The 23,548-nt window shown below is 70.0% G+C and carries 20 protein-coding genes; 11 read left to right on the top strand and 9 right to left on the bottom strand.

Going from position 1 to position 23,548, the window contains the following annotated elements:
• Positions 1 to 4 precede the first annotated feature (4 nt).
• Entirely contained in the window at positions 5 to 1,000 is a 996-nt protein-coding gene (locus NR798_RS10745) for a trypsin-like peptidase domain-containing protein (protein ID WP_375771362.1), read from the top strand.
• 158 nt (positions 1,001 to 1,158) lie between these two features.
• Here NR798_RS10745 and NR798_RS10740 read toward each other — a convergent pair whose 3' ends face one another.
• Together NR798_RS10740 and NR798_RS10735 are read right to left on the bottom strand one after the other, a co-directional pair.
• A complete protein-coding gene (locus NR798_RS10740) occupies positions 1,159 to 1,944 on the bottom strand; it encodes a class I SAM-dependent methyltransferase (protein WP_375771361.1) in 786 nt (261 codons plus the stop codon).
• Positions 1,941 to 3,305 carry a Caspase domain-containing protein gene (locus NR798_RS10735; RefSeq protein WP_375771360.1) on the bottom strand — a complete coding sequence of 455 codons (1,365 nt, stop codon included), beginning with the start codon at positions 3,303 to 3,305 and terminating at the stop codon, positions 1,941 to 1,943. Before NR798_RS10735 ends, NR798_RS10740 begins: the two co-directional genes overlap by 4 nt.
• Positions 3,306 to 3,398: 93 nt before the next feature.
• On the opposite strand from NR798_RS10735, the gene NR798_RS10730 reads away from it, so the two are divergent.
• Entirely contained in the window at positions 3,399 to 4,412 is a 1,014-nt protein-coding gene (locus tag NR798_RS10730) for an NAD(P)-dependent alcohol dehydrogenase (protein ID WP_375771359.1), read from the top strand.
• Positions 4,413 to 4,434: 22 nt separating this feature from the next.
• On the opposite strand, the gene NR798_RS10725 is transcribed toward NR798_RS10730, so the two are convergent.
• Complete coding sequence (locus NR798_RS10725) at positions 4,435 to 5,337, bottom strand: serine/threonine-protein kinase (protein WP_375773747.1); 903 nt, start codon at positions 5,335 to 5,337, stop codon at positions 4,435 to 4,437.
• Positions 5,338 to 5,400: 63 nt separating this feature from the next.
• On the opposite strand from NR798_RS10725, the gene NR798_RS10720 reads away from it, so the two are divergent.
• Together NR798_RS10720 and NR798_RS10715 are read left to right on the top strand one after the other, a co-directional pair.
• On the top strand, positions 5,401 to 6,735 hold the full coding sequence (locus NR798_RS10720; RefSeq protein ID WP_375771358.1) for a sigma 54-interacting transcriptional regulator: 1,335 nt from the start codon (positions 5,401 to 5,403) through the stop codon (positions 6,733 to 6,735).
• 78 nt (positions 6,736 to 6,813) lie between these two features.
• On the top strand, positions 6,814 to 8,388 hold the full coding sequence (locus tag NR798_RS10715; RefSeq protein ID WP_375771357.1) for an ATP-binding protein: 1,575 nt from the start codon (positions 6,814 to 6,816) through the stop codon (positions 8,386 to 8,388).
• Here the strand turns inward: NR798_RS10715 and NR798_RS10710 are convergent.
• A complete protein-coding gene (locus NR798_RS10710) occupies positions 8,385 to 9,131 on the bottom strand; it encodes a PP2C family protein-serine/threonine phosphatase (protein WP_375771356.1) in 747 nt (248 codons plus the stop codon). The genes NR798_RS10715 and NR798_RS10710 overlap by 4 nt on opposite strands.
• A gap of 168 nt (positions 9,132 to 9,299) precedes the next feature.
• Here NR798_RS10710 and NR798_RS10705 point away from each other — a divergent pair, with 168 nt between their 5' ends.
• The 6 genes from NR798_RS10705 (at position 9,300) to NR798_RS10680 (ending at position 18,234) form a co-directional block, all read left to right on the top strand.
• On the top strand, positions 9,300 to 9,935 hold the full coding sequence (locus NR798_RS10705) for a GNAT family N-acetyltransferase (protein ID WP_375771355.1): 636 nt from the start codon (positions 9,300 to 9,302) through the stop codon (positions 9,933 to 9,935).
• Between the two features lie 51 nt (positions 9,936 to 9,986).
• Positions 9,987 to 13,325, top strand: coding sequence for a hypothetical protein (locus NR798_RS10700; protein ID WP_375771354.1), 3,339 nt, complete (start codon positions 9,987 to 9,989; stop codon positions 13,323 to 13,325).
• Between the two features lie 83 nt (positions 13,326 to 13,408).
• Positions 13,409 to 14,569, top strand: coding sequence for an acyltransferase family protein (locus NR798_RS10695; protein ID WP_375771353.1), 1,161 nt, complete (start codon positions 13,409 to 13,411; stop codon positions 14,567 to 14,569).
• Positions 14,570 to 14,949: 380 nt separating this feature from the next.
• Positions 14,950 to 15,345 carry a BlaI/MecI/CopY family transcriptional regulator gene (locus tag NR798_RS10690; protein WP_375771352.1) on the top strand — a complete coding sequence of 132 codons (396 nt, stop codon included), beginning with the start codon at positions 14,950 to 14,952 and terminating at the stop codon, positions 15,343 to 15,345.
• Positions 15,342 to 16,736 (top strand): M56 family metallopeptidase, encoded by a 1,395-nt coding sequence (locus NR798_RS10685; RefSeq protein ID WP_375771351.1) that lies wholly within the window; start codon positions 15,342 to 15,344, stop codon positions 16,734 to 16,736. Before NR798_RS10690 ends, NR798_RS10685 begins: the two co-directional genes overlap by 4 nt.
• 73 nt (positions 16,737 to 16,809) lie before the next feature.
• Positions 16,810 to 18,234 (top strand): serine hydrolase domain-containing protein, encoded by a 1,425-nt coding sequence (locus tag NR798_RS10680; RefSeq protein WP_375771350.1) that lies wholly within the window; start codon positions 16,810 to 16,812, stop codon positions 18,232 to 18,234.
• A 150-nt stretch (positions 18,235 to 18,384) separates the two neighbouring features.
• Here NR798_RS10680 and NR798_RS10675 read toward each other — a convergent pair whose 3' ends face one another.
• The 5 genes from NR798_RS10675 to NR798_RS10655 form a co-directional block, all read right to left on the bottom strand.
• Positions 18,385 to 18,909: a DUF1801 domain-containing protein gene (locus NR798_RS10675; protein WP_375771349.1), complete on the bottom strand. Its 525-nt coding sequence runs from the start codon at positions 18,907 to 18,909 to the stop codon at positions 18,385 to 18,387.
• A 41-nt stretch (positions 18,910 to 18,950) separates the two neighbouring features.
• Complete coding sequence (locus NR798_RS10670; protein WP_375771348.1) at positions 18,951 to 19,382, bottom strand: DoxX family protein; 432 nt, start codon at positions 19,380 to 19,382, stop codon at positions 18,951 to 18,953.
• Between the two features lie 15 nt (positions 19,383 to 19,397).
• The gene (locus NR798_RS10665) at positions 19,398 to 19,931 is read right to left on the bottom strand and encodes an SRPBCC family protein (protein ID WP_375771347.1); all 534 of its coding nucleotides are present in this window, start codon (positions 19,929 to 19,931) and stop codon (positions 19,398 to 19,400) included.
• Positions 19,918 to 20,217 (bottom strand): ArsR/SmtB family transcription factor, encoded by a 300-nt coding sequence (locus NR798_RS10660; protein ID WP_375771346.1) that lies wholly within the window; start codon positions 20,215 to 20,217, stop codon positions 19,918 to 19,920. Before NR798_RS10660 ends, NR798_RS10665 begins: the two co-directional genes overlap by 14 nt.
• A gap of 145 nt (positions 20,218 to 20,362) precedes the next feature.
• A complete protein-coding gene (locus tag NR798_RS10655; protein ID WP_375771345.1) occupies positions 20,363 to 22,618 on the bottom strand; it encodes an ATP-binding protein in 2,256 nt (751 codons plus the stop codon).
• 363 nt (positions 22,619 to 22,981) lie between these two features.
• Here NR798_RS10655 and NR798_RS10650 point away from each other — a divergent pair, with 363 nt between their 5' ends.
• Positions 22,982 to 23,314 carry a hypothetical protein gene (locus NR798_RS10650; RefSeq protein WP_375771344.1) on the top strand — a complete coding sequence of 111 codons (333 nt, stop codon included), beginning with the start codon at positions 22,982 to 22,984 and terminating at the stop codon, positions 23,312 to 23,314.
• Positions 23,315 to 23,548 lie beyond the last annotated feature (234 nt).

Below are 23,548 nucleotides of genomic sequence, written 5' to 3'. Positions count from 1 at the left end.
GCCCATGAGTGTCAATCCAGAGCCCCGGCGCGCGTTCCTCGCGGGTATCAAGGAACTCATCCGAAAGGACGAACCGCAGCTTGCCGCCGATCAGTTGTCGGAGTTCCTCAGGGGCGCCAGCTCGGAGCTGTACAATGAAGTGTTGTTGCACTCTTCCCGGATGCACCGCATCCGCAGGCAGGAGCGCGCAGGGCTGATGAGCTCCACCGATGCGGAGGTGCAGCGGAACCGCATCAATCAGGCGCTCATCGAGCTCGTCGACGAAATCCCCGAGCAGCTCCAACGATCCGCGCCATCATCGGGGCTCATCGCCAGCCCGTTTCCAGTGCCCGCCAGCCAAGCGCTGGAGCAGATCTTCGGGAGCAACCACCTCAAGAGCATGGCCTGGCTTCATCGAGGCATCGAAGTGGCGAGGAGCGTCTGCCGCATCGTGACCCCCACGTCGCGCGGGACCGGCTTCCTGCTACGAGGCAACAGGCTCCTGACCAACCATCATGTCCTTCCAGACGTTGAGACTGCTGCCGGGAGCAGGGTGGAGTTCAACTATGAGGAGGACATCCATTCCCGGCTCCAGAATCCCCATTGTTACACGCTCAAGGCATCCACACTCGTCGCGGATGCGCAGCTCGACTTCTGCTGCGTAGAGGTCGCGGAGGCAGGCGGTGGCGCGCCTCCCCTTGCTTCCTGGGGCGTGCTGGAGCTGGATCCCGCAGCGCGCCCCAAGCCGGGCGACCATGTCACCATCATCCAGCACCCGCAGGGAGGACCGAAGCAGATCGCACTCACGGCGAACCAAGTCGTCAACGTCTACGAGCACCGATTGCAATACAGCACGGACACGCTCCCTGGCTCCAGCGGCTCCCCGGTCTTCAATGACGATTGGAAGGTCATCGCCATACACCATGCAGGTGGTGAGCTGGTCACCAACGCACGAGGAGACAAGATGTTCGCGAATGAAGGCATCCTTGTCTCCCATCTCTGGCCGCATCTGGCTACCTGAGAACCCGTTGTTGGGCTGCGGGCTCGGTGTTGGAGTTCGCACCGGACGAAGGGGTACGGGTGCTCACGGACATCTCCGAGCACGTTGACGGGCTGGTCGGTTTCTCTGCGGAGAGAACGCTCGAGCAATGGAAGGCAGGCACCTTCAACCCTCCGTAGCTACGCGCGCGCCGCGAGCACCATCTGCCGCATGTGGTAGTCGACGAACACGGCCGGGTCGGGGTGGGCCGCGAGTTCCCGGAGCTCCGCCTCCAGCGTGTCGAGCTCCGCGGAGGAGTAGTGAGCCGAAACGAAGGCGTCGCTCCTCCACGTCTGGATGTTCAGGTAGTGGAGAGAGGCCATGCGGTGGCCCGGCAACTTCATGCGCGCCACCTGATCCCGCACGACCTCCACGCCCGCCTCGCGCGCGAGCGCCGGGAGCGCCCGGCCGACGTGCAGATCCTGCCCGTGCGCGCGCTGCATCGCCTCGACGATGGCGTAGTAGCGCTGCAGCGCCGGGACCGAGCCGATCATCGTGTCGAGCTCCTCGAGCGCCAGGAGGCCGCCCGGGGCGAGCTGTGCCGTCCAGTCCCGGAGAACCCGCGGCCGCTCGGTGAGGTGGGTGAACAGGAAGCGCACGTAGATGAGCTCCGCGGGCGGGCACGGGAAGGGCGTGCGGGTGACGTCGTGGACCGCGAACCGGACTCCCGCGCCACCAGCCGCCCGCGCGAGGTGCCGCTCCGAGGCCTCGAGCCCGATCGTCTCCGCCGCGCCGCTCACCTCGTGCACGAGCCGGGTCGTATGGCCGGGTCCACACCCGAGATCGCACGCCAGGGCGGGGACCCGTCCCAGCAGGGCGCGAACCTCCTCGAGGAATGCGCGAGAGCTGGGCGCGTAGACCTCCGCGAGTTGCCGCAGGCGCTCACTGGCGCGGTCGTTGTCACCGAAGGTGTACGTGTTGCTCATTCCTGGGCCGCCGCTTCCACCTCGGGAGCTTCCACCGGCACCGGCACGGGAGCCGCGCCCGGCGGTGTGTCCCAGGAGCCGTTCTCGCACTGGAGCAGCCGATCGAGGACGGAGAGCGCCTGTGACGACGCCGACGCGCGGAGCTTCTCCTGCATGCCGATGTTGATCAGCTCCAAGTAGAGGCGCTCGACATAGGCCGCGGCCTCCTCCGTCCGAGGCATCGCGGTCTTGAGGTTGTCGCGCACGGACAACTCGGGAAGAAAGCCCAGCCTGCGCACGAGCGACTCCACGACATGCCGCTGATCCGGGCGCCCGCCGCGCAGCACCTCCAGGATGGGGGCGGAGAGGAAGCGGCGCCTGTCGCGCCGCGTGGCGCGCCGCTGCAACCAGGCCTCCGAGGTGGAGATGGGCAGATCCGTGGTCTCTCCATCCACCTTGGCGAACGCGTGGGCCTCCGCGTAGCTCACCCGGCCGTCCCCATCATAGTCGGCCGAGTCCACCGCCTTCCCCGTCCGGCTCCGCCCACTGAGGCCCGCGAAGAAGCTGGAGCTGTAATCCTTGTAGTCCGCCTCATCCACCTCCGGCGTGCAGCCGACGGAGGGCAGGAAGTCCACGGTGGCGAAGAAGCCACAGCGAGGCTGCGCCACCACCGGACGTTTGGGATTGGCGTCCTGGTAGATGAAGTTGGCGAACGAGCCGGCGTAGCACTGGGACATCACCGTGACCACGGGAGTGGTGCTCGGGAGCCGGTTCAAGAAGAGGCCAAAGGCACGCACCGTCAGCGTGTCTCCCTCCCAGAGCGCCAGGTGGTTGTTGTAGCGGTGCTGGCTGTTCAAGCCTCCGTGCCCCGTGAAGTAGATGAAGGCCGGCTGCTGGGGCGTGTCCCGGGCGCTCGTATCCACCCACTCCAGGAAGCGCTCCAGGGTTGCCGGTCCCTTCAGGTGGGGAATCTCGGGGGCCTTGAACTGCTCGCGCGCCTTTTCCCCGAGGTAGCGCACCGTGGCCTGCCCGTCATTCCCATTGGCGAAGTAGACGGTGGCGGAAGCGGGCGCGAGCCCCTGCGCCTCGAGCGTCCGCTGGAAGTAGCGGACATTCTTCTCCAGGGCGATCTCATTGCTGGAGGGCTCGCCCCCGCCGCCCAGCACCAGGAGGTTGGAGGCGCGGGGAGGCACCGGGAGCGGCGCGAGGGGCTCCACGGGCTCGGCGGACACGATCTCCTTCTCGTCCTCGGGAGCGGGCTCGGGCCAGTCGGCGAGCCCATCCACGTCCGACTCCTGGGAGACGGGAACCCGGGCGCACCCCTGCGCCCCCAGCCACAACAGCACCACCACACCACTCTGGGCCCAGGATCCCCGCGTCATGCCGAGATTCTACCGCAGGGGAGTCAACGCTTCCGCGCCGTACCGCCGAAACGGTTCTCTGTCTGGCAGGAGGCGCGTTAGAAACCCGGCCCCATGAAGGTCTACGAGATTCGAGACGGATTCGGGCTGGACAAGCTGGTGGCCGCCGAGAGGCCGGACCCGGTGCCGGGGCCCATGCAGGTGCGGGTGCGGGTGAAGGCCACGAGCCTCAACTACCGCGACCTGATGATGGTGGAGGGGCGCTACAACCCGCGGCAGAAGCTGCCACTCGTCCCCAACTCGGATGGAGCGGGCGTGGTGGACGCGGTGGGACCGGGCGTCACCCGCGTGAAGCCCGGAGACCGGGTGATGGGCCTCTTCGCACAGGCGTGGCTCGCTGGAGAGCCCTCGCGAGCCGTGCAGGGCAGCACGCTGGGCGGTCCGCTCGATGGGGCGCTCGCGGACACGATGGTGCTTCACGAGGACGGCGTGGTCCCCACCCCCTCGTACCTGACGGACGAGGAGGCCTCCACGCTGCCGTGCGCGGCCGTCACCGCGTGGAGCGCACTCGTCACCCTGGGCGGGCTCAAGGCGGGCGACACCGTGCTGCTGCAGGGCACCGGAGGCGTCTCCATCTTCGCGCTGCAGATCGCCCGGATGATGGGCGCGCGCGTCATCCTCACCTCCAGCCGGGACGACAAGCTGGAGCGGGCCCGCGCGCTGGGCGCTCACGAGGGCATCAACTACGTGACGACGCCGGACTGGGACAAGGCGGCGCGCGCCCTCACCGGCGGCACCGGCGTGGACCACGTCGTGGAGGTGGGCGGCGCAGGCACTTTCGAGAAGTCGCTGAAAGCCGTGCGGCTCGGGGGCACGGTGTCCGTCATCGGCGTGCTCAGCGGTGGCGCGGGAGCCATGGCCCTCACCCCCATCCTCATGGGCAACCTGCGCGTGCAGGGCATCCTGGTGGGGCACCGCCAGTCCTTCGAGGCCCTCAACCGCGCGCTGACCCTGCACGCGGTGCGTCCGGTGGTGGACCGCGTCTTCCCGTTCGCCGAGGCGCGCGCCGCCTTCGAGCACCTCAAGAGCGGGGCGCACTTCGGCAAGGTCGTCATCCGGGTGGAGTGAGGGAGCGGCAGGACACGGGACGTCACGTGTCTTCCAGCACCGTCCCGCTGGAGGAGCCGCCCGCGCCGCCCTGCCCCAGCCCCTCGCGCACCCAGCGGGCCAGCTCCGGCGGCCCGGCCTCGGCGCGCACGCGGCGCAGCGGAGAGAGCATCCGGCGCAGCGCCTCGGCCGAGCCCGGCCTGTCCTCCGGCCGCCGCGCCAGACAGGCTCGGAGCACAGGCCGCAGCTCCTCCTCCACGTCCGCGAGCGGCCCCACGTCCGCCTCGCGGATGCGCTCCATCGTCTCGAAGGGCGTCTCCCCGTCGAAGGGCCGGCGCCCGGTGAGCAGCTCGTGCAGGGTGGTGCCCAGCGAGAAAATATCGCTCGCCGGGCCCAGCGCGCCGCCCCGCACCTGCTCGGGGGACATGTACGCGTACGTCCCCTTGCGCACCCCGGCGCGCGTCTGCTCCCGCAGCAGCGTGGCCTTGGCGATGCCGAAGTCCGCCAGCTTCACCTCGCCCAGCCGGGACACCAACACGTTGGACGGCGTCACGTCCCGGTGCACCAGCCCGAGCGGCCGGCCCGCCTCGTCCTCCAGCCCGTGCACCGCGGCGAGTGCCAGCGCGAGCTCGTCCGCCACGAAGAGCGCCAGCGCCGCCCCGGGCCGCCCGCGTGCCAGGAGGCTCGCCAGGTCCGCGCCCTCCACGTAGTCCAGCCGCACGTAGTACGCCCCGTCCGCGTACCCCAGGTCGTGCACCCCCACGAGGTTGCGGTGGCTCAGCCGCGCGCCCAGCCGGCCCTCCTCGAGGAACATGCGCTCGTAGGTGGGATTGCCCACGTGCTCGGGGCGCAGCACCTTGAGCACCACGCGCTTCTCGAAGCCGCTGGCCCCGAAGGCCAACGCGAGGAACACCTCGGCCATGCCCCCCGCGCCCAGCCGGCGCACAAGGCGATAGGGACCCAGCTGTCGCGGCAACTCCCTCACCCGCCCTAGACTAGCGCAGCCACCGTGTCCAAGACCGCCCTCGCCACCCAGAATGAGTCCTCCGGGAGCACCCCGCCCCGGCGCTGTCAGCTCGTCGTCATCGATGGGCCCGACGCGGGGCGCGCGGTGGCGCTCGGCGAGTCCCCCGTGCGGGTGGGCACGCGCGAGGGCTGCGCGCTGCGGCTGAGCGACCCTCGCGTCTCGGGCGAGCACCTGGAGGTCCACACGGAGGGAGCGGGCTTCGTGGTGAGGGACCTCGGCAGCCGCAACGGCACGCTGTACGAGGGCTCGCGGATTGGGGAGGCGCGGGTGCGCGTGGGCGCCACGCTCAAGGTGGGGCGGAGCTTCCTGCGCATCCAGGCCGAGGGCCAGGCGTGGGAGGTGGCGCCGAGCCAGGCGCGGCGCTTCGGAGAGCTGGTGGGCGAGAGCCTGGCCATGCGCGAGCTGTTCGCGGTGCTGGAGCACGTGGCGCCCACGGACACGACGGTGCTCATCCAGGGGGAGACGGGGACGGGCAAGGAGGTGGTGGCGCGCGCGCTCCACGAGGCGAGCGCCCGGCGCAAGGGGCCCTTCGTGGCGGTGGACTGCGGCGCGCTGCCAGAGGGGCTGGTGGAGAGCGAGCTGTTCGGCCACGTGCGCGGGGCCTTCACGGGGGCGCTCGCGGCGCGCTCGGGCGCCTTCGTGCGGGCCCACGGTGGCACGCTCTTCCTCGACGAGCTGGCGGGCATTCCACCGTCGGTGCAGGCGCGGCTGTTGCGCGTGCTGGAGGAGCGCCGGGTGCGCCCGGTGGGCGGAGACGCCGAGCAGGCCGTGGACGTGCGGGTGGTGGCGGCCTCGCGGGTGGACCTCTCGCTGGCGGTGGCCGAGGGCACCTTCCGGCCGGACCTCTACTACCGGCTGGCGGTGGTGACGCTGCCCCTGCCCCCGTTGCGGCAGCGCCGCGAGGACTTGCCGCTGCTGGTGGCGGAGCTGCTGCGCCGCAGGGGCTTCGAGCCCGGACCCATCCGGGGCCCGGGGCTGGAGGTGCTCTCGGGGCACGACTGGCCGGGCAACGTGCGCGAGCTGCGCAACGTGCTGGAGCGGGCGCTGGTGCTCTCGCGCGGGGCCCAGGGCTTCGAGGAGTTGCGCCTGTCGCTCCAACCGCAGGGGACGGGGCCGGAGGTGCCGTTGCGCACGGACCTGCCCTTCTCGGAGGCGAAGCAGGCGCTGGTGGAGGCCTTCGAGCGGCACTACCTGCGCGACGTGCTGGCGCGGGCGGGTGGCAACCTCTCGGAGGCGGCGCGGCAGGCGGGAGTGGATCGCAAGCACCTGCGAGCCCTGGCCCGGCGCCATGGCCTGCTCTCCGAGGAGCCCGACTGACGCCCCTCGGCCGTACCTATCCTTCTTCAGGAGGCCGGTGCCTCGGGGCGAGGCCTCCGCAGCGACGAAGGAGGGGAAGTGTCTTCCCAGGTGTCAGCCACGCCCTCGCCCGCCAGCATCCTGGTGGTGGAGCACATCGCGGCGGATCTCCAGTCCGTGAGCGAGGCGCTCGCGCCCCTGGGCTACCCCCTGGTGCACGCCACGTCGGGCCACGAGACCCGCGATCAGCTCTTCCGGGAGCGGTGGGGCTGTGTCCTGGCGGACGTCCAAGCCCCCGGCCTGGAGGTTGTCGAGTCACTCGTCCAGCGTGTCCCTCTCCTGCTCCTCACCCCCACGCCGCGGGAGGAGGCGCTGCTGCTGCGGGGCTGCGCATGCGGCGCCGTGGAGTACCTGCTCAAACCGGTGGATCCGGACGTCCTGCGCACCCGGGTGAAGGCTCTGCTCGAACGCCTCGAGGGGGAGCGGACAGCCCCGGTGCTGGAGGTGCCCGACGACACCGAACAGGTGCGTGCGCGGCAGAGGACCGAGGCGCTCGCCGCCAATCTGCAATGCAGCGAGGAGCGGTTCCGCGCCTTCGCCGAGGCCACCTCCATCGTGCTCTGGAGCGCCGATGCGACGGGCAACGTGGTGGAGGACTCGCCCTCGTGGAGGGCCTTCACGGGCCAGAGCTACGAGGAGTGGCGGGGCTATGGCTGGCTCGATGCCATCCACCCGGAGGACCAGCCCAAGGCGTATGAGGCCTGGCGGAGGGCGTACGAGTCGCGCGGCTTCTATGAAGTCGAGTATCGGCTGCGCCGCAAGACAGGAGGCTACAGCGACGTGCTGGCGCGGGGCGTGCCCCTGTTCAAACCGGATGGCTCCGTGCGCGAGTGGGTGGGCACCGTCTCCGACATCACCGAGCGCAAGCGCGACGCCGAGGAGCGGGAGCGCATCCTCCGGGAGCTGGCCGAGGCCGTGCGGACCCGGGACGAATTCCTGTCCGTGGCCAGCCACGAGCTGAAGACGCCCCTCACGCCGTTGAGCCTCAAGCTCCAGGTGCTGGCGAGGACCGCCGAGGCGCGGGCCATCCCGGCCGAGCGGCTGCCCAAGGACATCGAGGTGATGCGCCGGCAGGTGAAGCGCCTGGCGGACCTGGTGAATGACCTGCTGGATGTCTCGCGCATCTCCACGGGCCGGCTCCAGCTCCAGCTGGACGAGGTGGACCTGTCCACGGTGGTGCGCGAGGTGGTGGCGCAGTTCGAGCCGCAGGCGGTGAAGGCGGGGTGCCTGCTGGAGCTTCGGGCCGGGCAGAGCGTGGTGGGCCGGTGGGACCGGCTCCGGGTGGAGCAGGTGGTGGTGAACCTGCTGTCCAATGCCATCAAGTATGGCGCGGGCAAGCCGGTGTACGTGCGCGTCGAGGCGGAGGGCGAGTGGGCGCTGCTGCAGGTGCGGGACGAGGGGATTGGCATCGAGCCCGAGCACCTGGGCCGCATCTTCGGGAAGTTCGAGCGCGCCGTGTCGGAGCGGCACTACGGCGGGCTCGGACTGGGGCTCTACATCACCCGGCAGGTGGTGGAGTGGCTGGGGGGAAGCGTGAGCGCGGAGAGCCGCCCGGGAGAAGGCGCGTCCTTCCGCGTGAAGCTGCCCCTGCGCGGCCCCCCGGAGTCCCCTTAAGGCGCGCCCACGCCCACCACGATGGCGGTGATGTTGTCCCGGCCGCCCGCCGCGTAGGCCTCCTCCACCAGGGCCTCGGCCACGCCCGCGGCCCTGCCCTGCCCCAACTGGGCGGCCATCCGCTCCGGCCCGAGTGGCTCGTACAGCCCATCCGAGCACAGCAGGTACACATCCCCCGCCCGCACCTCGAGCCGCCGCACGGTGGGCTCCGCGTTCTGCGTCCCCAGCGCGCGGGTGATGACGTGCCCGTAGGGACTCTCCCCCCGCCCGGGCGTCTCGACACCGGCCTGGCGCATCTCCTCGAGGAGGGAGTGGTCACGGGTCAGCGCCTCCAGCCGCCCGCCGCGCAGCCGGTAGAGCCGGCTGTCCCCCACGTGCGCCACGGCCGCGCTCCGGGCCCCCAGGGCGAGCGCCACCACGGTGGAGCCCATCTCGCGCAGCTGTCCCACGCGGCGCGAGAGCACCGCACGCTGGGCGAGCAGGGTGCAGTTGAGCAGCAGGTCCTCCTCGCGGCAGTGGCCCGGCCGCGGGCAATGGGGCCAGGTGGCCTCGGGATCCCTGGCCACGCGCTCGCAGAAGCCGGAGAAGGCCTCCACCACGCACCGGCTGGCCACCTCACCGCCCTCGTAGCCACCGAGTCCATCCGCCACCACGAACAGGCCCAGGTCCGCCCGCGCCATCCATGCATCCTCGTTGTGGGAGCGGCGTCCCACGTGCGTCCAACCCGCGCTGTCGATTCGCATCGGCTCTTCCTCCCTGCCCCGGACAGGAGCAAGGCGAGGGCCGACGCCAACCCCGCGAAAGGACTCGGGCGCCTGGGGTCTCCCGTCCCCACCTCCCCCGTCTGGGGGTCCACGCACCGGGGACTCCAGACCCCACCCCGGGACAGGGCTCCGGTAGGGTCGCGGACCATGGCCACCCCTCCCGCTTACCTCATCCGCACCGAGCGCCTCGTGCTGCGCTGCTACTCACCCGAGCTGGCGCCCCTGCGCCAGGCGGCCGTCGCGGCCAACCGTGAGGCGCTCCTGCCGTGGTTCACCTGGGCCCGGGAGGAGCCCCGTCCCGTGGCGGAGCACCTCCAGCTCGTGCGCCGGCTGCGGGGCAAATTCGATCTGGATCAGGATCGCATCCACGTGGTGCTCGATGCGGACCAGCGGGAGTTGCTGGGGGAGTTGGCGCTGCTGGCGCGGGGGGAGGCGACAGCGCGGGAGCTCGGCTATTGGGTGGACTCGCGGCACACGGGAAAGGGCGTGGCCACCGAGATGGTCTCGGCGCTGGTGCGGGTGGCCTTCGAGGTGGACGGGCTCGAGCGCATGGATATCCAGGCGGCGGTGGGCAACGAGGCCAGCGCCGCGGTGGCACGCAAGCTGGGCTTCACGCTGGAGGGGACGCTGCGGCAGCGGGCGCGTGCGGACGGAGGCCCCGCGGAGGACACCTGGCACTTCTCCCTGCTGGCGCGCGAGTACCCCACGAGCCCCGCTGCCCGCGTGCCCGTGAAGGCCTATGACCTCGCGGGCGCACTCCTCCTCGAGGCCGGTCCCCGGTAGTGTCAGCCCCGTTCCCCATCCAACGTCGCCATACTCGAGGAGGGCTCACCCATGCAGGTACCGTCGCGCGAGGCGCTGCTGTCGGAGCTGGATTCCCTGGGCTACGGAGCACGCGTCGCGCGGGCCGCCCGGCTGGGACGTGATGCCCGGGGCAGCGCCGCCCTCTCGCAGCTCACGGACGGGCTCCTGTCCGGCGGGGCCTACGAGGCGAGCCTGGCGCTCGCGCTGGCCCGGGGCGCGCGCGACGAGTCCCTCGTGCTGCGAGCCCTCACCCACCCCTCCGGCCTCGTGCGCGGTCAGGCCGCCGCCCTGGCTGGAAGCTTCATCCAGGACGACGCCGCCCTCGAGCGGGTGCTGCCGGAGCTGTCCCCCTTCGTCCGCCGCCGCGTCCTCAAGGGCGTGGCCCTGGCCCGGAGGAGCGCGCTCGCGGCCCGGCTGCTCCCCCTCGTCCGCACCCGCCATGGTGCCGCGGAGGCGGCCCTGCTCCTCCCCGCGCTCGACGCGGACACGGTGCGCCGCCTGCTCCCCGAGCTCGAGCACACCTTCCACGCCTGGCGCGCGCTGGTGCGCCACCACCCGGACGAGGTGCTGGCCTTCCTCCGCTCTCGCCTCACCCACGCGCCGGAGCGCGAGCGCGGTGCCCTGCTCACCACCTACCGCATCGCGCTGATGGAGCTGACGCACACCCATGGCGAGGCCGTGCTCGTCCTCGCGCGCGACTTCTCGGCGCCGGATGAGCTCCCGCGCTTCGTGAGGGACACGCTCCCACGGCTCGCGCGCAAGCACCCCGAGCAGCTCTTCGCGCTGCTCGACCGTCCCGCCTACCGCGCCGCGCGGCTCGCCAACGTCAATGAGCTGACGGCCGGCCTGCTGCGCCACCTGCGCTTCTTCTCCCACGAGCAGCGCCTCGGCCTCGCACGGGCCCTGGCGATCGATCCCTACCACCTCGCCCGCTTCCTCGAGGCCCTGCCCCCCTCCCAGCGCGCCGCCGCCTTCGCCCATGCCTTCGAGGGGGCACCGCCCCGCGAGGTGCGCGAGGATCTGCTCCAGGTGCTTCCCCATGAGCTGCGGGACGCCGAGGCCGCGCGCCAGCTCGGCCTGCGCGAGGTGCGGGAGGACCGGGACCGGCAGCTCGCCATGCAGGCCCTGCGCACCATCGAGCACGCGCGCGAGCCCCTCCAGAAGGCGGCCTTCGCCAGCAAGGCCGAGGACCGGGCCCGGGCGCTCTCGCTGCTCGTGTCCAGCACGGGCCTGTCCCGCCGGGGCCTCACGGAGACGCTCACGTTCCTCTCCCGGCTGAAGAACGATCAGGATCCGGTGCGCCAGCAGGCCCTGAGCGCGCTCGCCCAGGTGCCGCCGTCCATCGTCGAGCCCGGCCACATCCCCGCCCTCGAAGCGCTGGTGACGTGTGTCGTCGAGGCACGGGACACCTCGCGCGGCACGCAACTGGCGCTGCAAGAGCTGGCCTTCCGGCTCATCCGCGCCCACGCCACCGCACCCGAAAACCCTCTCTTCCGCTTCGCCCTCGACACGCTGAAGCGGCTGGCCGGCCAGTCCGGCACGCTCACCCTGCCCCCGCTGGAGAGGGATCTGCCGCGCGGCACCGAGCACCACCTCTTCTCCGCCCTGCTGCCGATGATCCGCTCCGCCGGGCAGCGCGAGAGCTATGACCTCATCCTCGCGCTCACCCAGGCGCTCGGCCGGCGCGCGTGGAACGTGGACATGCTCCAGGCGATGCTCGAGCCCATCACCGAGGCCACGCCCACCTGGCTCGCGCAGCAGGCCATCGGGCTGTGGCTCGCCCCGCCGCGCACGAAGGACGTCCGGGTGCGCAAGCTGCTCGACCGCGACGAGAGCACCGTCACCCTGGCCCCCGTCTTCGCGCACCTCCACCGGCGCCGGCAGGAGTGGTTGGACCCCTACCTCGAGGGGCGTGGCCTGAAGGGGCTCTTCAGCACGGGGAGGACGGGCTGGGTGCCCTCGGTGCAACGCGGCTTCCACCGCTGGCTGCCGCGCCAGCAACTGCGCTACCGGGACCTGCTCCTGCGCATGGCCCACGACACCGAGCGCAGCGCCTTCGAGCGGATGAGCGTGCTGCACACCCTGCCCCGCCTGCAGGTGGTGGAGGTGGACACCCTCGCACCCTTCCTCGGCTCACCGGACGTGCCCACGGTGGAGGCCGCGCTCGGGGCGCTCGCGTGGCTGGACAGGCCGGAGCCGGCGCTGCCCCTGTTGCTGGAGAACCTCGACGGAGACCGCGCCCGGGTGGCCATGTACGCGGTGCCCCGCGTGGCGAAGCGCGTCTCCCCCGAGACGCTCGCCTCCACGCTCGGCGCGCTGCTCTCGCGAGAGAAGCTCAAGGTGACGGTGCACAAGGAGGCCCTGCGGCTGCTCGGCACCTTCCGCTCCTCGCGCAGCATGGCGCTGCTCCGCCAGCAGTGGGACAGGCCTCAGCTCCACCGGGACGTGCGAATCGCCGTGGGCCACGCCGCGCGCCAGCTGCTCGACGAGCCGGCCGCCTGGGAGCTGCTGGAGAGCATGGCCCGGAGCCCGGACGAGCACGTGGCCACAAGCCTCCTCGATGCGCCCCCCTGGCAACTGCCCCTGGAGGCCCGCCCCCGTTACGCGGCACTGGTGCTCCAGGTGTCCCGCCACCCGGAGCTCACCGTGCGCCGAAGGGCCTTCATGGTGCTTCCGGGCTGGTCCGCCGGAGTGGAGGAGCAGGTGGCGCGGGAGGCGGCCGGGCGCGTGGTGGACCTCACCGGGGGCGCCGAGTGGCACGACGCCGCCCGGGCGTTGGTGGAAGCCACGCGCGCGGGGAAGGCCTTCGAGCAGGTGGTGGCCTGCGCCTCGCGGCTCGTCTCCGAGCCCCTGGCCCCCGACGCCACGCCCGAGCGGGACGTCCCCGCGCGCCAGCGCCTGCGGCAGCTGCTCCAGGTGTTGCGCGAACTGCCCCGGCCAGTCCGCGTGAGCCTGCGGGCGCGCTTCGATGAAGTGGCGCGGGTGCTCGCCCGGGACGCTTCGCTATGGCCCGACAGCGCCGCGCTCCGGCTGGCCAGCCTGGAGTGGCGCGAGGCCCGGGCCGTCTCGGAGGTGCTGCGGGGCCTGGCGACGGAGACGCGGGAGGAGCCCCTCTTCGCGAGAACCCTCGCGGACGGGGTGGCCACGGAGCTGGAGGACGCCAGTGCCGGGTGGACGCCCGAGCTGCTGCTGGAGGTCGCGGACCAGGTGGGCGCGGAGCTGCCGCTGACGGCGGTGAAGCTCGTCTCGGTGGCGGGGCCGCGCCTGCACTGGCGCGAGGACGCGGCGCGCCGCCTGCGAGCCCTGCGCCAGCACCCGGGCGCCGCCGTCCGCGCGGCCGCCTACGCCACCGTCACCGCGCACGAGTAGTCCTCGAGAGGGCTCGTGGATGGCCCCTCTCCCACCAAGGGAGGGGCCGCGGTGGCCGTCGAGTGCGCTAGCGTCGCCTTCCCATGTCCATCCCCGGCCGGTCCACGCTCACCGCCGCGCCCGTGTCTTCCGAACGCTTCCCCGGACTGGATGCACTCCGGGTCTTCGCCATCCTCGGGGTGGTCGGCCGGCATTATCCGCACACCGGCGCTCCGGCATGGTTCGCCGAGCCCACTCGCTTTGGATGGGTGGGGGTGGACCTCTTCTTCGTCCTGAGCGGTTTCTTGATTGGCCGGCAACTCCTCGAGCCTGTCGCGCGCGGGGAGCTCCCGCGGTGGGGCACCTTCTACCTGCGCCGGGTGTTCCGCATCCTCCCAAGCTACTGGGTCGTGCTCGCCGTCTATGCGTTGGCCCCCTGGGCGGGGAGCAACGATGCGATGGCTCCGCTGTGGCGCTTCCTCACCTTCACCCAGAACTTCGTGTCCGGTAGTGGCGCCTTCGGCCACGCGTGGTCCTTGTGTGTCGAGGAGCAGTTCTACCTGGTGCTCCCGCTGCTGGTGCTCGCCCTCCACCGGGTGGCGAATGCCCGGAAGATCGCGCTTCTCGTCCTGGGACTGGCCGCGGCTGGAATGGCGCTGCGCGCCTGGCTCTGGTGGGCTCATCTCGCCACTCCGCCCGAAGGGGCTCCGCTCAATCCCATCTATTGGAGGTGGATCTACGGGCCGACCTGGAACCGGATGGATGGTCTGATGGCCGGTGTGGTGCTGGCCCTGGTCAACGTCTTCCGGCCGGAATGGTGGGCCCGTTGGCACCGGTTCCCCATGCGGTCCGCGCTCCTGGCGGGAGGCCTGCTCCTTCCGGCCTGGGCGCTCTGCACGGTCAACAAGACGCTGTGGGGCTGCGTGCTGCTCTTCCCGCTCCTCGCGGCGGGGTTCGCGGCGCTGGTCGTCTTCGCGACCACCGGGCCCGGCACCCGCATCCTGGGACGCATTCCGGGGGTCCGCTGGCTCGCCTCGGTGACGTACTGCGTGTACCTCACGCATCAGCTCGTGAAGAGCGTCGTGCTCGATTGGATGGGAGCCCGGGGCCTGGGGCCTTTCCATCCACTCACCGCGCTCGCGTTCATCGGCGGACTACTGGCCGTGTCCGCCGGCTTGCATCTCCTGGTCGAGCGGCCGTTCCTCCGCTGGAGGGAGCAGTGGGCCCACCCGGTGCCGCCCAAGGCCCGGGCCGCGGAAGCGTAGGAGGGAGGGGCGCCCTCTTCCTCAACCGGGCCCCCTCTTCGGCTGCAGCGCGAGGGGCCACAGCCGGGCGAGGTCACCGCGCAGCGCGGCGGCACTCGGGTAACGGTGCTCCAGGTGCTTCCGTATCAGCTTGAGCACCATGCGTTCGAAGGGCTCTGAGCTCCGTGGTGAGGAAGTGCCGGTCCCCATCCACGCTGGCGGGGTGCTTTCAGCGCTTCGGGGACCGCGTCTTCTTCTCGGCCGATGACGGTCTGCACTGCATGGAGCCCTGGCACCTCGAGCTCGAGCCGGAGCCGGGAGGGTAGCTCTACGACGTCCGTCGTGGACATCTACGACGCCCGTCGTTGACATCTACGACGCCCGTCGTAATACTGGGGCCCATGAAACCGACGCCACCGCCCCAGCCCACGCGGGCCGAGCTCGACATCCTGCGAGTCCTCTGGAAGCAGGGCCGCTGCACCGTGCGCCAGGTGCACGAGGCGCTCCAGGAGACGCAGGACAAGGGCACCGTCTACACCACGGTCCTCAAGCTGATGCAGAACATGGCGGAGAAGGGCCTCGTGCGCCGGGACGAGCGCGAGCGCACCCACGTCTACGAGGCCGCCATCAGCCAGCAGAAGACGCAGCGCGCGCTGGTGCGCGACTTGATGGACAGGGCCTTCGGAGGCTCCACGGCCAGCCTCGTCATCCAGGCGCTCTCCGCCAAGAGGGCCACGCCCGAGGAGCTCGCGGAGATTCGCAGACTGTTGGACCAGAACGAGGGGGAGAAGAAATGAACACGCTGGAAGTGCTCGGGCAGCAGCCGGTGATGCGGGCGTTGGGGATGGCACTGGCTGGATTCGTGTGGCAGGGCGCGGCCATCGCGCTCGGGGTGCGCGCGCTCCTGGCCTGCATGGGACGCCGTCCGGCACGCACGCGCTATGCGGTGGCCTGTCTCGGGCTCCTGGTGATGGCGCTGCTCCCGGTGGCCACGTTCTCGTCCATGCTGGCGAGCACGCCCTCCGGGGCCGCTCCCGCGCCGGTCGCGCAGGGCGAGAGCGTGCTCACGGGAGTCACCGAGGCCGCACTCGCCACCTGGGCCGGGGCGTTGCTGGAGGAGGCCCGCCCCTGGCTGCTCTGCGCGTGGGTGTGCGGCGTGCTGGTGCTCTCGCTGCGCACGGTGCTCGCCTGGGAGCGGGCGCAGCAGCTCGCCAGGGAGGGAACACGGCGGCCAGGAGAGCGCGTGATGCTGGCGCTGACGCGGGTGATGGCGCGCACGGGCGTGAGCCGCCCGGTGCTCCTGTTGGAGTCGGCGTCCATCGAGGTGCCCACGGTGGTGGGGTGGTGGCGTCCCATCATCCTCCTGCCGGCCAGTGCGCTGACGGGCCTCTCCGTGTGGCAACTGGAGGCGGTGCTCGCGCATGAGCTGGCGCACATCCGCCGGCACGACTACCTGGTGAACCTGCTGCAGGCGCTGGTGGAGACGGCCCTGTTCTACCATCCCGCGGTGTGGTGGCTGTCCGCGCTCATCCGCGAGGAGCGCGAGCACTGCGCGGATGACGTGGCCGTGGAGAGCTGTGGCGACGCCCGGCTGTACTCGCGCACGCTGGCCCACCTCGAGCAACTGCGCGCCAGCGCCCCCGTCCTGGCCGTCGCGGCGAATGGGGGCTCGCTCCTGCTGCGCATCCAGCGGCTGCTCGCCGTGCCCGAGCGCGGGGCGTCCCTGCACCCCTGGCGGCTCGCGGGCAGTCTGGCCGCGGCCCTGCTCGTCCTGGTGCTCGGGGCCGCGCTGCCGGCCCAGGCGACGGGAGCCACCCCGGAGCCCTCCGCCCCGCGGGCCCAGGCCCCCCTAGCCTCGAAGGAGCTCCCTCCCTTCGGGCCGGGCATGACGCGCCCCGAGAAGCTCTCCGGAGACATCCCGCGCATTCCCGACTCGCTGCTGCCTCCGCGCTACCCACCGGGCACGAGCTGGCTGCTCATCACCACCTGCACCCTCACCGTCGAGGGTCTGGTCACGGACTGCGCGCTCATCGGCCCCAAGCCGGAACTGCGGGAGTTGGAAGTGGAGGTGCTGCGCGCCATGTCCACCGCTCGCTTCAAGCCTGTCACTTCCCAGGGGAGCCCGCTCGCGGTGCGGTATACCTTCAACATCCGGATCACCCTCCCCAACCCGCCCCCGGGCCCCTGACATCAGCAGGGCGCCTTGCCAGCGCCCCTCCACAAGCGAGGACCATCACGTGATGAGAAAACCTTCGGGCCTCATGAATTCAATCGTCTGCGCCATCCTGTTGTTCCTCTGCGTGCCTGCCGCTGTCCAGGCGCAGCCCGCCGCACCGGAAACCCCGGCCGTTCGGCGCGTCACCGAGTTGGTGAAGCTCATCAATTCCGCGGACGCGGCGGCGGTCAAGCGCTTCATCGAGGAGACCTACGGTGGCGAACTGGCGCAGATGCCGATGCGCGCGCACCTGAACTTCATCGCCCAGGTACGCGACCGCACACGAGGCGTGGAGGTGCAGGGCATCCAGGATGGCAGCGCGACGGAGGCGACCGCGCTCTTGCGCGCGAAGTTGACGGACGACTGGATGCGTCTCCGGGTGAGCGTCGAAGCGAATGCGCCCCACCGCATCACGGACATCGACATGAGCCCGTCGAAATCCCCGTCCGGTGAGCGCGCCGTGAAGAAGCTGACGGATGTGGAGCGTGCGCGCGAGCTCAAGCTCTACGTGCAGAAGCTGGCGGGGGCCGACGTGTTCTCCGGCGCGGTGCTCCTGGCGAAGGACGGCAAGGTTCTCTTCGAGAAGGCTTACGGCGAGGCCAGCAAGGATTTCCACGTCGCGAACCGCACGGACACGAAGTTCAACCTCGGCTCGATGAACAAGATGTTCACGGCGGTCGCCATCGCGCAGCTCGCCGAGCGCGGCAAGCTCTCGTTTGAAGACCCGCTCGCGAAGTTCCTCCCGGAGTTCCCGACGAAAGAGGCGGCGCAGAAGATCAAGCTCAAGCACCTGCTGACGCATACGTCGGGCCTCGGCAGCTACTTCAACCAGAAGTTCATGGACTCGTCGCGCGCGCGCTTCCGCACCGTCGACGACATGATGAAACTCGCCGAGGGCGAGACGCTCGCCTTCGAGCCGGGAACGAAGTGGGCTTACAGCAACACGGGGATACTCGTGCTCGGCGCGGTCATCGAGCGTGTGACCGGGCAAAGTTATTTCGATTACGTCCGAGACAATATCTACAAGCCCGCCGGGATGACGAACACAGACGCTTACGAATTGGACCTGGTGACGCCCAACCTCGCCGTGGGTTACCAGAAGGAGTTCAACGATGACGGCACGAGCCGCTTCCGCAACAACATCTTCCAGCACGTCATCCGCGGCGGCCCGGCGGGCGGCGGCTATTCGACTGTCGGCGATCTCCTGAAGTTCGACACGGCACTGCGCGCGAACAAACTGGTTGGCGCGGAGTACGTCCGCCAGTTGCTTTCGGCCAAGCCCGAACTCAACTCGCCCGGATACGGCTACGGTTTCAACGTCGACCGACGAACCGCATCGTTGGCCACAGCGGCGGCTTCTCAGGGATCAGCTCCAACCTCGATATGTTCCTCGACAGCGGCTACACCGCCATCGTCCTGTCCAACTACGGAGGCGGCGCCATGCCCGTCAGCAACAAGATGCAGGAGTTGATCCTGGCCGGACAGGAGTGACTTCAAACCCGGAGCGCATGCACGCTGGCGTGCGCGACGTGTTCGTCAACGGGACCCAGGTGCTCAAGGGGGGCGAGCATACCGGCACCAGTCCCGGGCGGGTCGTGCGCTGGCCCCCCCTGGAAGGACACTACCGCTTCGACGTGGCACCGCGGGCGGCCGCGCGTTTTGCCTTCGGCGCCGTCCTGGCGCCCGTCGTCGTCTTCCCTGGTGCCTTGGCCGGCCTCTTCTTTGCCGTGGCCGGCTTGCCGGTTCGTGCCCCGCCGGACGTGGCGGGCTTGGCCTTGCCCTTTCCCTTGGCGGCATTCAACGCCACGGCCGCGAGGAGAAGCTTCTTCAGCCCGCTCGCGTTCACCTTGTCGCCCTGGAAGAGCTTGATGGCGCGCCACTTGTTGCCGCCGAGCTCGGCATTGAAGACGCCGTCCACGTCCTCCAGCTTCGCTCCGTTGATGAAGGTCACCTTCACCATGTCCTTGAAGGCATTGCAGATGCAGAGGATGCCGTTGTGGCTCCACGTGGGCGTGCCCATCCACTTCCATTCCTCCGTCACGTCGGGAACGGTCTCGCGGATGATGCGACGGATTTCCGCCATCGTCTGTCCCCGCCAGTCGGGGTGAGCGGCGATCTCTTTGTCGATGAGCTCAGAAGGGTTCATGTCGTCTTTGTCGTAGGCCGGAAAGGGGACTCACCGCTCGGTCAGGCGCTCGCGGGCGTGGCCTGCAAGCGGCGCCAGAAGAAGTACGAGAACCCCCAGAGCATGCCGGTGGCCACCGCGAAGCCCCACGCCTCCGGGCCGTCGCCTACCGAGAGGTGGGCGATGAGCGCGGAGACGAGGTTGATGGCGAAGCCGGCGTAAGCCCACTCCTTGAGCCGCGCCGGCACCGGCGTCAGCAGCACCACCACGCCGAGGAGCTTGGCCCACGAGAGTTGCACCCGGAAGTAGTCGGGGAAGCCGAGGTGGGTGAACGCCTCCGCCACCTGCGGCAGACGCAGTTGCGCGTAGGCGGTGAAGCCCATCTGCAGGCAGAAGAGCGCGGTGACGATCCAGAAGCCGATCACCATTCCCCTGGAGCGGGGCATGTTCAGGTCGTTCGGCGAGAGGGCCGGGTTTGGCAGGGTCGATTCCATGGGGTTCTTCCTCTTTCAAGACTTGCCGAACTGCTCTGCGTACTCGGCGTGCAATCGCTGCCAGCCGAACTTCATGGCGTCGGGGCCGACGATGCGTCCAATGGGCTGACCGGCGAGACTCCGGTCCAGCACATCGAGGCAGATCTGCCAGCCCGCGGCGCCCATGGCAATGAATCGACGGTCGATGTTGTGCCAGAGCGTGAGCCGCGTGCCGCCAGCTCCCTGCGGCTCCAGCTCCCAGCGGAGGTCCTGCTCCCCCCAGCTGAATTCGAGCACCTTGGGCGCATCAGCCCGCTTCACGCGGGTCTCGGAGACGAGCGGCGTTGGCGCTCCCACCGTCGAGAGCTTCGCGGTGCCCACGGCACCGAGGTTCCGGTCAGCGTCGAACGGAGCCCATTCGCGGAGATGCTCGGGGTCCGTGAGCGCCTTCCAAACCTTCGCAGGAGGATGAGAGAGGTCGCGGACGACAACGAGCGTCCACTTCTCTCCCTCTTTGCGGACCTCGGCGCCCGAAGCGGCACCCGGCGCGTATTGCTCACGGCTGCTCATGTCTTTTCTTTCCTTTCACAGAGGGCACCTTGTCCATCTTCTCCAAGTGTTGCTCCAGGGCATCGAGGTGCTTTGACCAGAAGCGCCGGAAGGGAACGAGCCATGCGTCCAGCTCCATGAGCGGCTCCGGTCTCAGTCGATAGAGGCGCCGCTGCGCTTCGATTCGTGATTCCACGAACCCCGCCTCTCGCAGCACTCGCAGGTGCTTGGAGACGGACGGCTGCGACAGCCGAAGCTCGCGCTCGAGCTCGCCAACGGAGCGCTCAGCCGAGAGCAGCAGGCTCAAGATGGCCCGTCGATGGGGCTCCGCGAGGATGGCAAACGATGATTCCACGAGAGATATATAGCCACCCGTTCATATGCCCGTCAAGGCATATGACACGAACCAGGACATGAAGCGCCGCCCGGTGCGGGCGGGCGGCGCCAGGTGGTCAGGGAGTGGGGGCCTGCTCGGCCGGGTGGAAGGGCAATTCCAGGGTGAACGTGGCCCCCTGTCCGGGCCCGTCACTGTGGGCCGTCAGCGAGCCGCCCAGCTCCTGGGCCGCCAGCGCACTGGAGTGCAGGCCAAAGCCGTGCCCCCCATCGCGGGTGGTGAAGCCGTACTGGAAGATGCGCGTGCGCATCTCCGGGGGAATGCCCAGGCCCTGGTCTCGGATGTCGATGCGCACGCGGTCGGTGCCCACGCGCTCCAGCGTCACCCGCAGGAGCCGCTGCTCCACGGGCGTCTCATCCATGGCGTACTTGGCGTTGCTGACCAGGTTGACGAGGATCATCAGCACCTTGTGCCTGTCGGTGAGCACCGGCGGCAGCGCGGTGAGGCGCCGCTCCTCCTTCACCTGATGGCGCAAGAGCCCGGCCGCGTTGATGCGCAGGGCATCCTCCACCAGCGCCTCCAGGGACACCGGCTCGTTCAGCCGGGGCGTGCGGGCATGGGTCTGCTGCACCTTGACGATGTCGCCGATGTGCTCGGTGTAGCGGCCCACGTCATCGAGCAGCGTGTAGAGCTCCTGGCGCTCCTCGAGCAGGTTCTGCCCCAGCCGGCGCAGGAAGGGCATCATGTTTCGCCCGCGCTCGTCCTGGGTGAGGAAGGTCGAGAGCTCGGTCTGGCGCTCCTCGAGCAGGGTGGCCACGCGGCCCACCTGCTCCAGCCTCAGCCGCTCGAGCCGCTCCTTGGCGAGCTGCGCCGAGGTGTAGACGCTGTTGAGCACGTTCCCCACGTTGTGCAGCACATTGGTGGCGATCTCCGCCATGCCCGCCTGCCGTGCCGTCCGCACGAGCTGCTGGTGGACTTCCTTCAGCTCCCGCGTGCGCTCCTCGACCCGCTGCTCCAAGCTCTCGTTCGCCATGCGCAGCTCCTCCTCGCGCTGCTTCACCTTGTCGGCCATCATCCGGAAGGCACCCGCCAGGACGCCCAGCTCGTCACCGCGCGCGGTGCCCAGCTCGACCTGGAAATCACCGGCCGCCACGGAGTGGGCCGCCCGGGTGAGGGACTGCAACGGTCGGGAGATCTCCCGCTGGAGCACCCAGGCCATGATGAGCAGCTCCAGCACGAGCGACGCCACGCCGAACAACAGGACATAGCGCGCCGCGCTGAAGGCGGCCCCGGACACCACGCTCTGGGGCAGCACCGTGACGAAGTTCCACTCGGGCCCGCGCAGCCGGGCCACCGCCAGGTACTCGCCAAACTCCGGGAGCTCCAGGATGACCTCTCCGGGCTGACGGTTCTTCACCCGCTCGAAGAGGGCCCGCAGGTGGGCCCGCTGCGCCTCGGAAGCGAACCGCGGGGGACGCCCCTCTCCCGTCGACGCGCCGGTGCCATGGAGGTCGTAGCCGACGGTGGCGCCCTCCAGCTCCAGCTCGGGATGGGCGATGAGCTGGCCGTCGTCGCGGACGAGCAGGTTGTACGCGTTGGGCAGATGGTCCTTGATGGAGCGGGTCATCAAGTCATCGAGCAGGACGTCGTGACCGAACGACGCGACCTGGCGGCCATCCATGTCGAGCGGGGTGGTGACCGTCACCATCCAGCTCTGGGTCGTGGGATCCAGGAAGATGCCGCTCCAGGTCGTCCGCCGCCCTGGGTTCTGCTCGGGCAGGCTCATCGTGTAGTAGTCGAACCCGAGGGAGGAGAAATCGGCCGGGATCTCCAGGCTCCAGTTGGGGTGCCCGGGCCAGAAGGTGATGGCCGGTCCTTCCGCCAGGGTGATGTAGGTGTCCATGAAGCGTGCCGAGAAGGCCGGCCCGTACTGGGCGACCACGTCGTACGCGGCCAGGATGCGGCGGCGGAGCCCGAGGTCGAGCGAAACACCCTTGGGGACGAAGACACTCACCATGCGCGTCCCGTCGAACCCCTCGGCGCGGGAGCGGACCGAGCCGTCGGGCAGGTGCGTGAACAGGCTGTCGAAGCGGGGGTTCGGGTCCTGTTGGCTCCAAGCCACGATCCGCTCGCGCAGGGCCGTCTTCATGAGGCCGTGGTTGTCCTCCGCCAGGAGGAAGATGGCCTGCTCGCGCTGGCTGCGTTCCACGACATGCCGCTCCATCTGCTGGAGGGCATCCCCGCGCAAGGTGCGGAGCATGTGGAAGTAGCTGACGAGCGTGGTCAACGCGATGACAACGGCGATGCGCACGCCCATCTTGAGGAGCGTTGCCCGGGCCAGAGAGGCGGAAGGTTGGGAAGGCGAAGTCAGCATCGAGGGTGTCCTGGCTTGGCTGGCGCGACCCGTTGCCTTCGAACGAAGCAACGGGACAACTAAAACAGCGCCCCTCCTGCTTTTTTTCGTGGCAGTCCGAGCGAGCGTACGGAGGCCTCGCTCCCATGCGAGGCGGACGTTCGCGCCGGGCCTCGGCCGGCGAGCACACCCAGCGCCCTCCCCTCCTCCAGGGACCCGAGCAGCAGCGGTTTGAAGCTCTCCTGCCGCGCGAGCATGAGCAGGTGCTCCTGCTTCGTCGGCGTCCCGTGCATCGCAGCTTCCCGTGTCGCCGACTCATGGGGGGTGTCCACTGGAGATCCCGGTGGCTCCGTGTTGGGGGAAAGCACAAAACCAAACACAAACATGCTGGTGACGGCGGACACGCTGTTCCGCGACTCCCTGCCCGGCAGCACGGTGGGTCCGTTCATGTCGCAGTTCCTGCTGCTGGACGTCCCCTACGGCGCGCAGACCGTGTCGCAGCGCATCCGCACCCGGGTGGCCGGGGATGACCGCGTCTTCACCTTCCCCGAGTGGCTGCTCATCCAGAACGGCGAGCTCCCCGCCCAGGAGGATGCGAACGAGACCCGTTGGAGGCATACGGCGACGCGGCTGCTCAATGACAAGGTGCTGGTCGTGGGCCCCAACCAGGCCAACGTCCCGGGCTCGAGCTGCGAGCTGTACACGCCCGCGCCCTGAGCCACGAGGCCGTGAATGAGCAGGGAGGCCCGGGACCTCATGGCCCCGGGCCTCGGGGTGACCCGCCAGGCGATGACTCGACTTCCCTGAAGGGGGTCAGGGTCTCTCCCCCACCTTCGGAGGCAACAGGAGCAACAGTCCGCTCGCCGACCCCGCCAGATCGTTTGATGGCGTGCCCCTCCCTCCTTGTTTATTGGACCGCCAAGGGGCCCCCTTCCCCCCCCTCTGCTGGAG

Source organism: Archangium gephyra (genome assembly GCF_042230915.1).
Taxonomy (GTDB): Bacteria; Myxococcota; Myxococcia; order Myxococcales; family Myxococcaceae; genus Archangium; species Archangium gephyra_B.
Note: the sequence above shows the minus strand (reverse complement) of the source record. Positions and strands in the feature narration are given on the sequence as shown.

Coding starts and splice junctions, on each gene's coding strand:
- NR798_RS10745 (WP_375771362.1), top strand. CDS start 5: ATGAGTGTCAATCCAGAGCCCCGGCGCGCGTTCCTCGCGGGTATCAAG.
- NR798_RS10740 (WP_375771361.1), bottom strand. CDS start 1,944: ATGAGCAACACGTACACCTTCGGTGACAACGACCGCGCCAGTGAGCGC.
- NR798_RS10735 (WP_375771360.1), bottom strand. CDS start 3,305: ATGACGCGGGGATCCTGGGCCCAGAGTGGTGTGGTGGTGCTGTTGTGG.
- NR798_RS10730 (WP_375771359.1), top strand. CDS start 3,399: ATGAAGGTCTACGAGATTCGAGACGGATTCGGGCTGGACAAGCTGGTG.
- NR798_RS10710 (WP_375771356.1), bottom strand. CDS start 9,131: ATGCGAATCGACAGCGCGGGTTGGACGCACGTGGGACGCCGCTCCCAC.
- NR798_RS10705 (WP_375771355.1), top strand. CDS start 9,300: ATGGCCACCCCTCCCGCTTACCTCATCCGCACCGAGCGCCTCGTGCTG.
- NR798_RS10700 (WP_375771354.1), top strand. CDS start 9,987: ATGCAGGTACCGTCGCGCGAGGCGCTGCTGTCGGAGCTGGATTCCCTG.
- NR798_RS10695 (WP_375771353.1), top strand. CDS start 13,409: ATGTCCATCCCCGGCCGGTCCACGCTCACCGCCGCGCCCGTGTCTTCC.
- NR798_RS10690 (WP_375771352.1), top strand. CDS start 14,950: ATGAAACCGACGCCACCGCCCCAGCCCACGCGGGCCGAGCTCGACATC.
- NR798_RS10685 (WP_375771351.1), top strand. CDS start 15,342: ATGAACACGCTGGAAGTGCTCGGGCAGCAGCCGGTGATGCGGGCGTTG.
- NR798_RS10680 (WP_375771350.1), top strand. CDS start 16,810: ATGAATTCAATCGTCTGCGCCATCCTGTTGTTCCTCTGCGTGCCTGCC.
- NR798_RS10675 (WP_375771349.1), bottom strand. CDS start 18,909: ATGAACCCTTCTGAGCTCATCGACAAAGAGATCGCCGCTCACCCCGAC.
- NR798_RS10670 (WP_375771348.1), bottom strand. CDS start 19,382: ATGGAATCGACCCTGCCAAACCCGGCCCTCTCGCCGAACGACCTGAAC.
- NR798_RS10665 (WP_375771347.1), bottom strand. CDS start 19,931: ATGAGCAGCCGTGAGCAATACGCGCCGGGTGCCGCTTCGGGCGCCGAG.
- NR798_RS10655 (WP_375771345.1), bottom strand. CDS start 22,618: ATGCTGACTTCGCCTTCCCAACCTTCCGCCTCTCTGGCCCGGGCAACG.
- NR798_RS10650 (WP_375771344.1), top strand. CDS start 22,982: ATGCTGGTGACGGCGGACACGCTGTTCCGCGACTCCCTGCCCGGCAGC.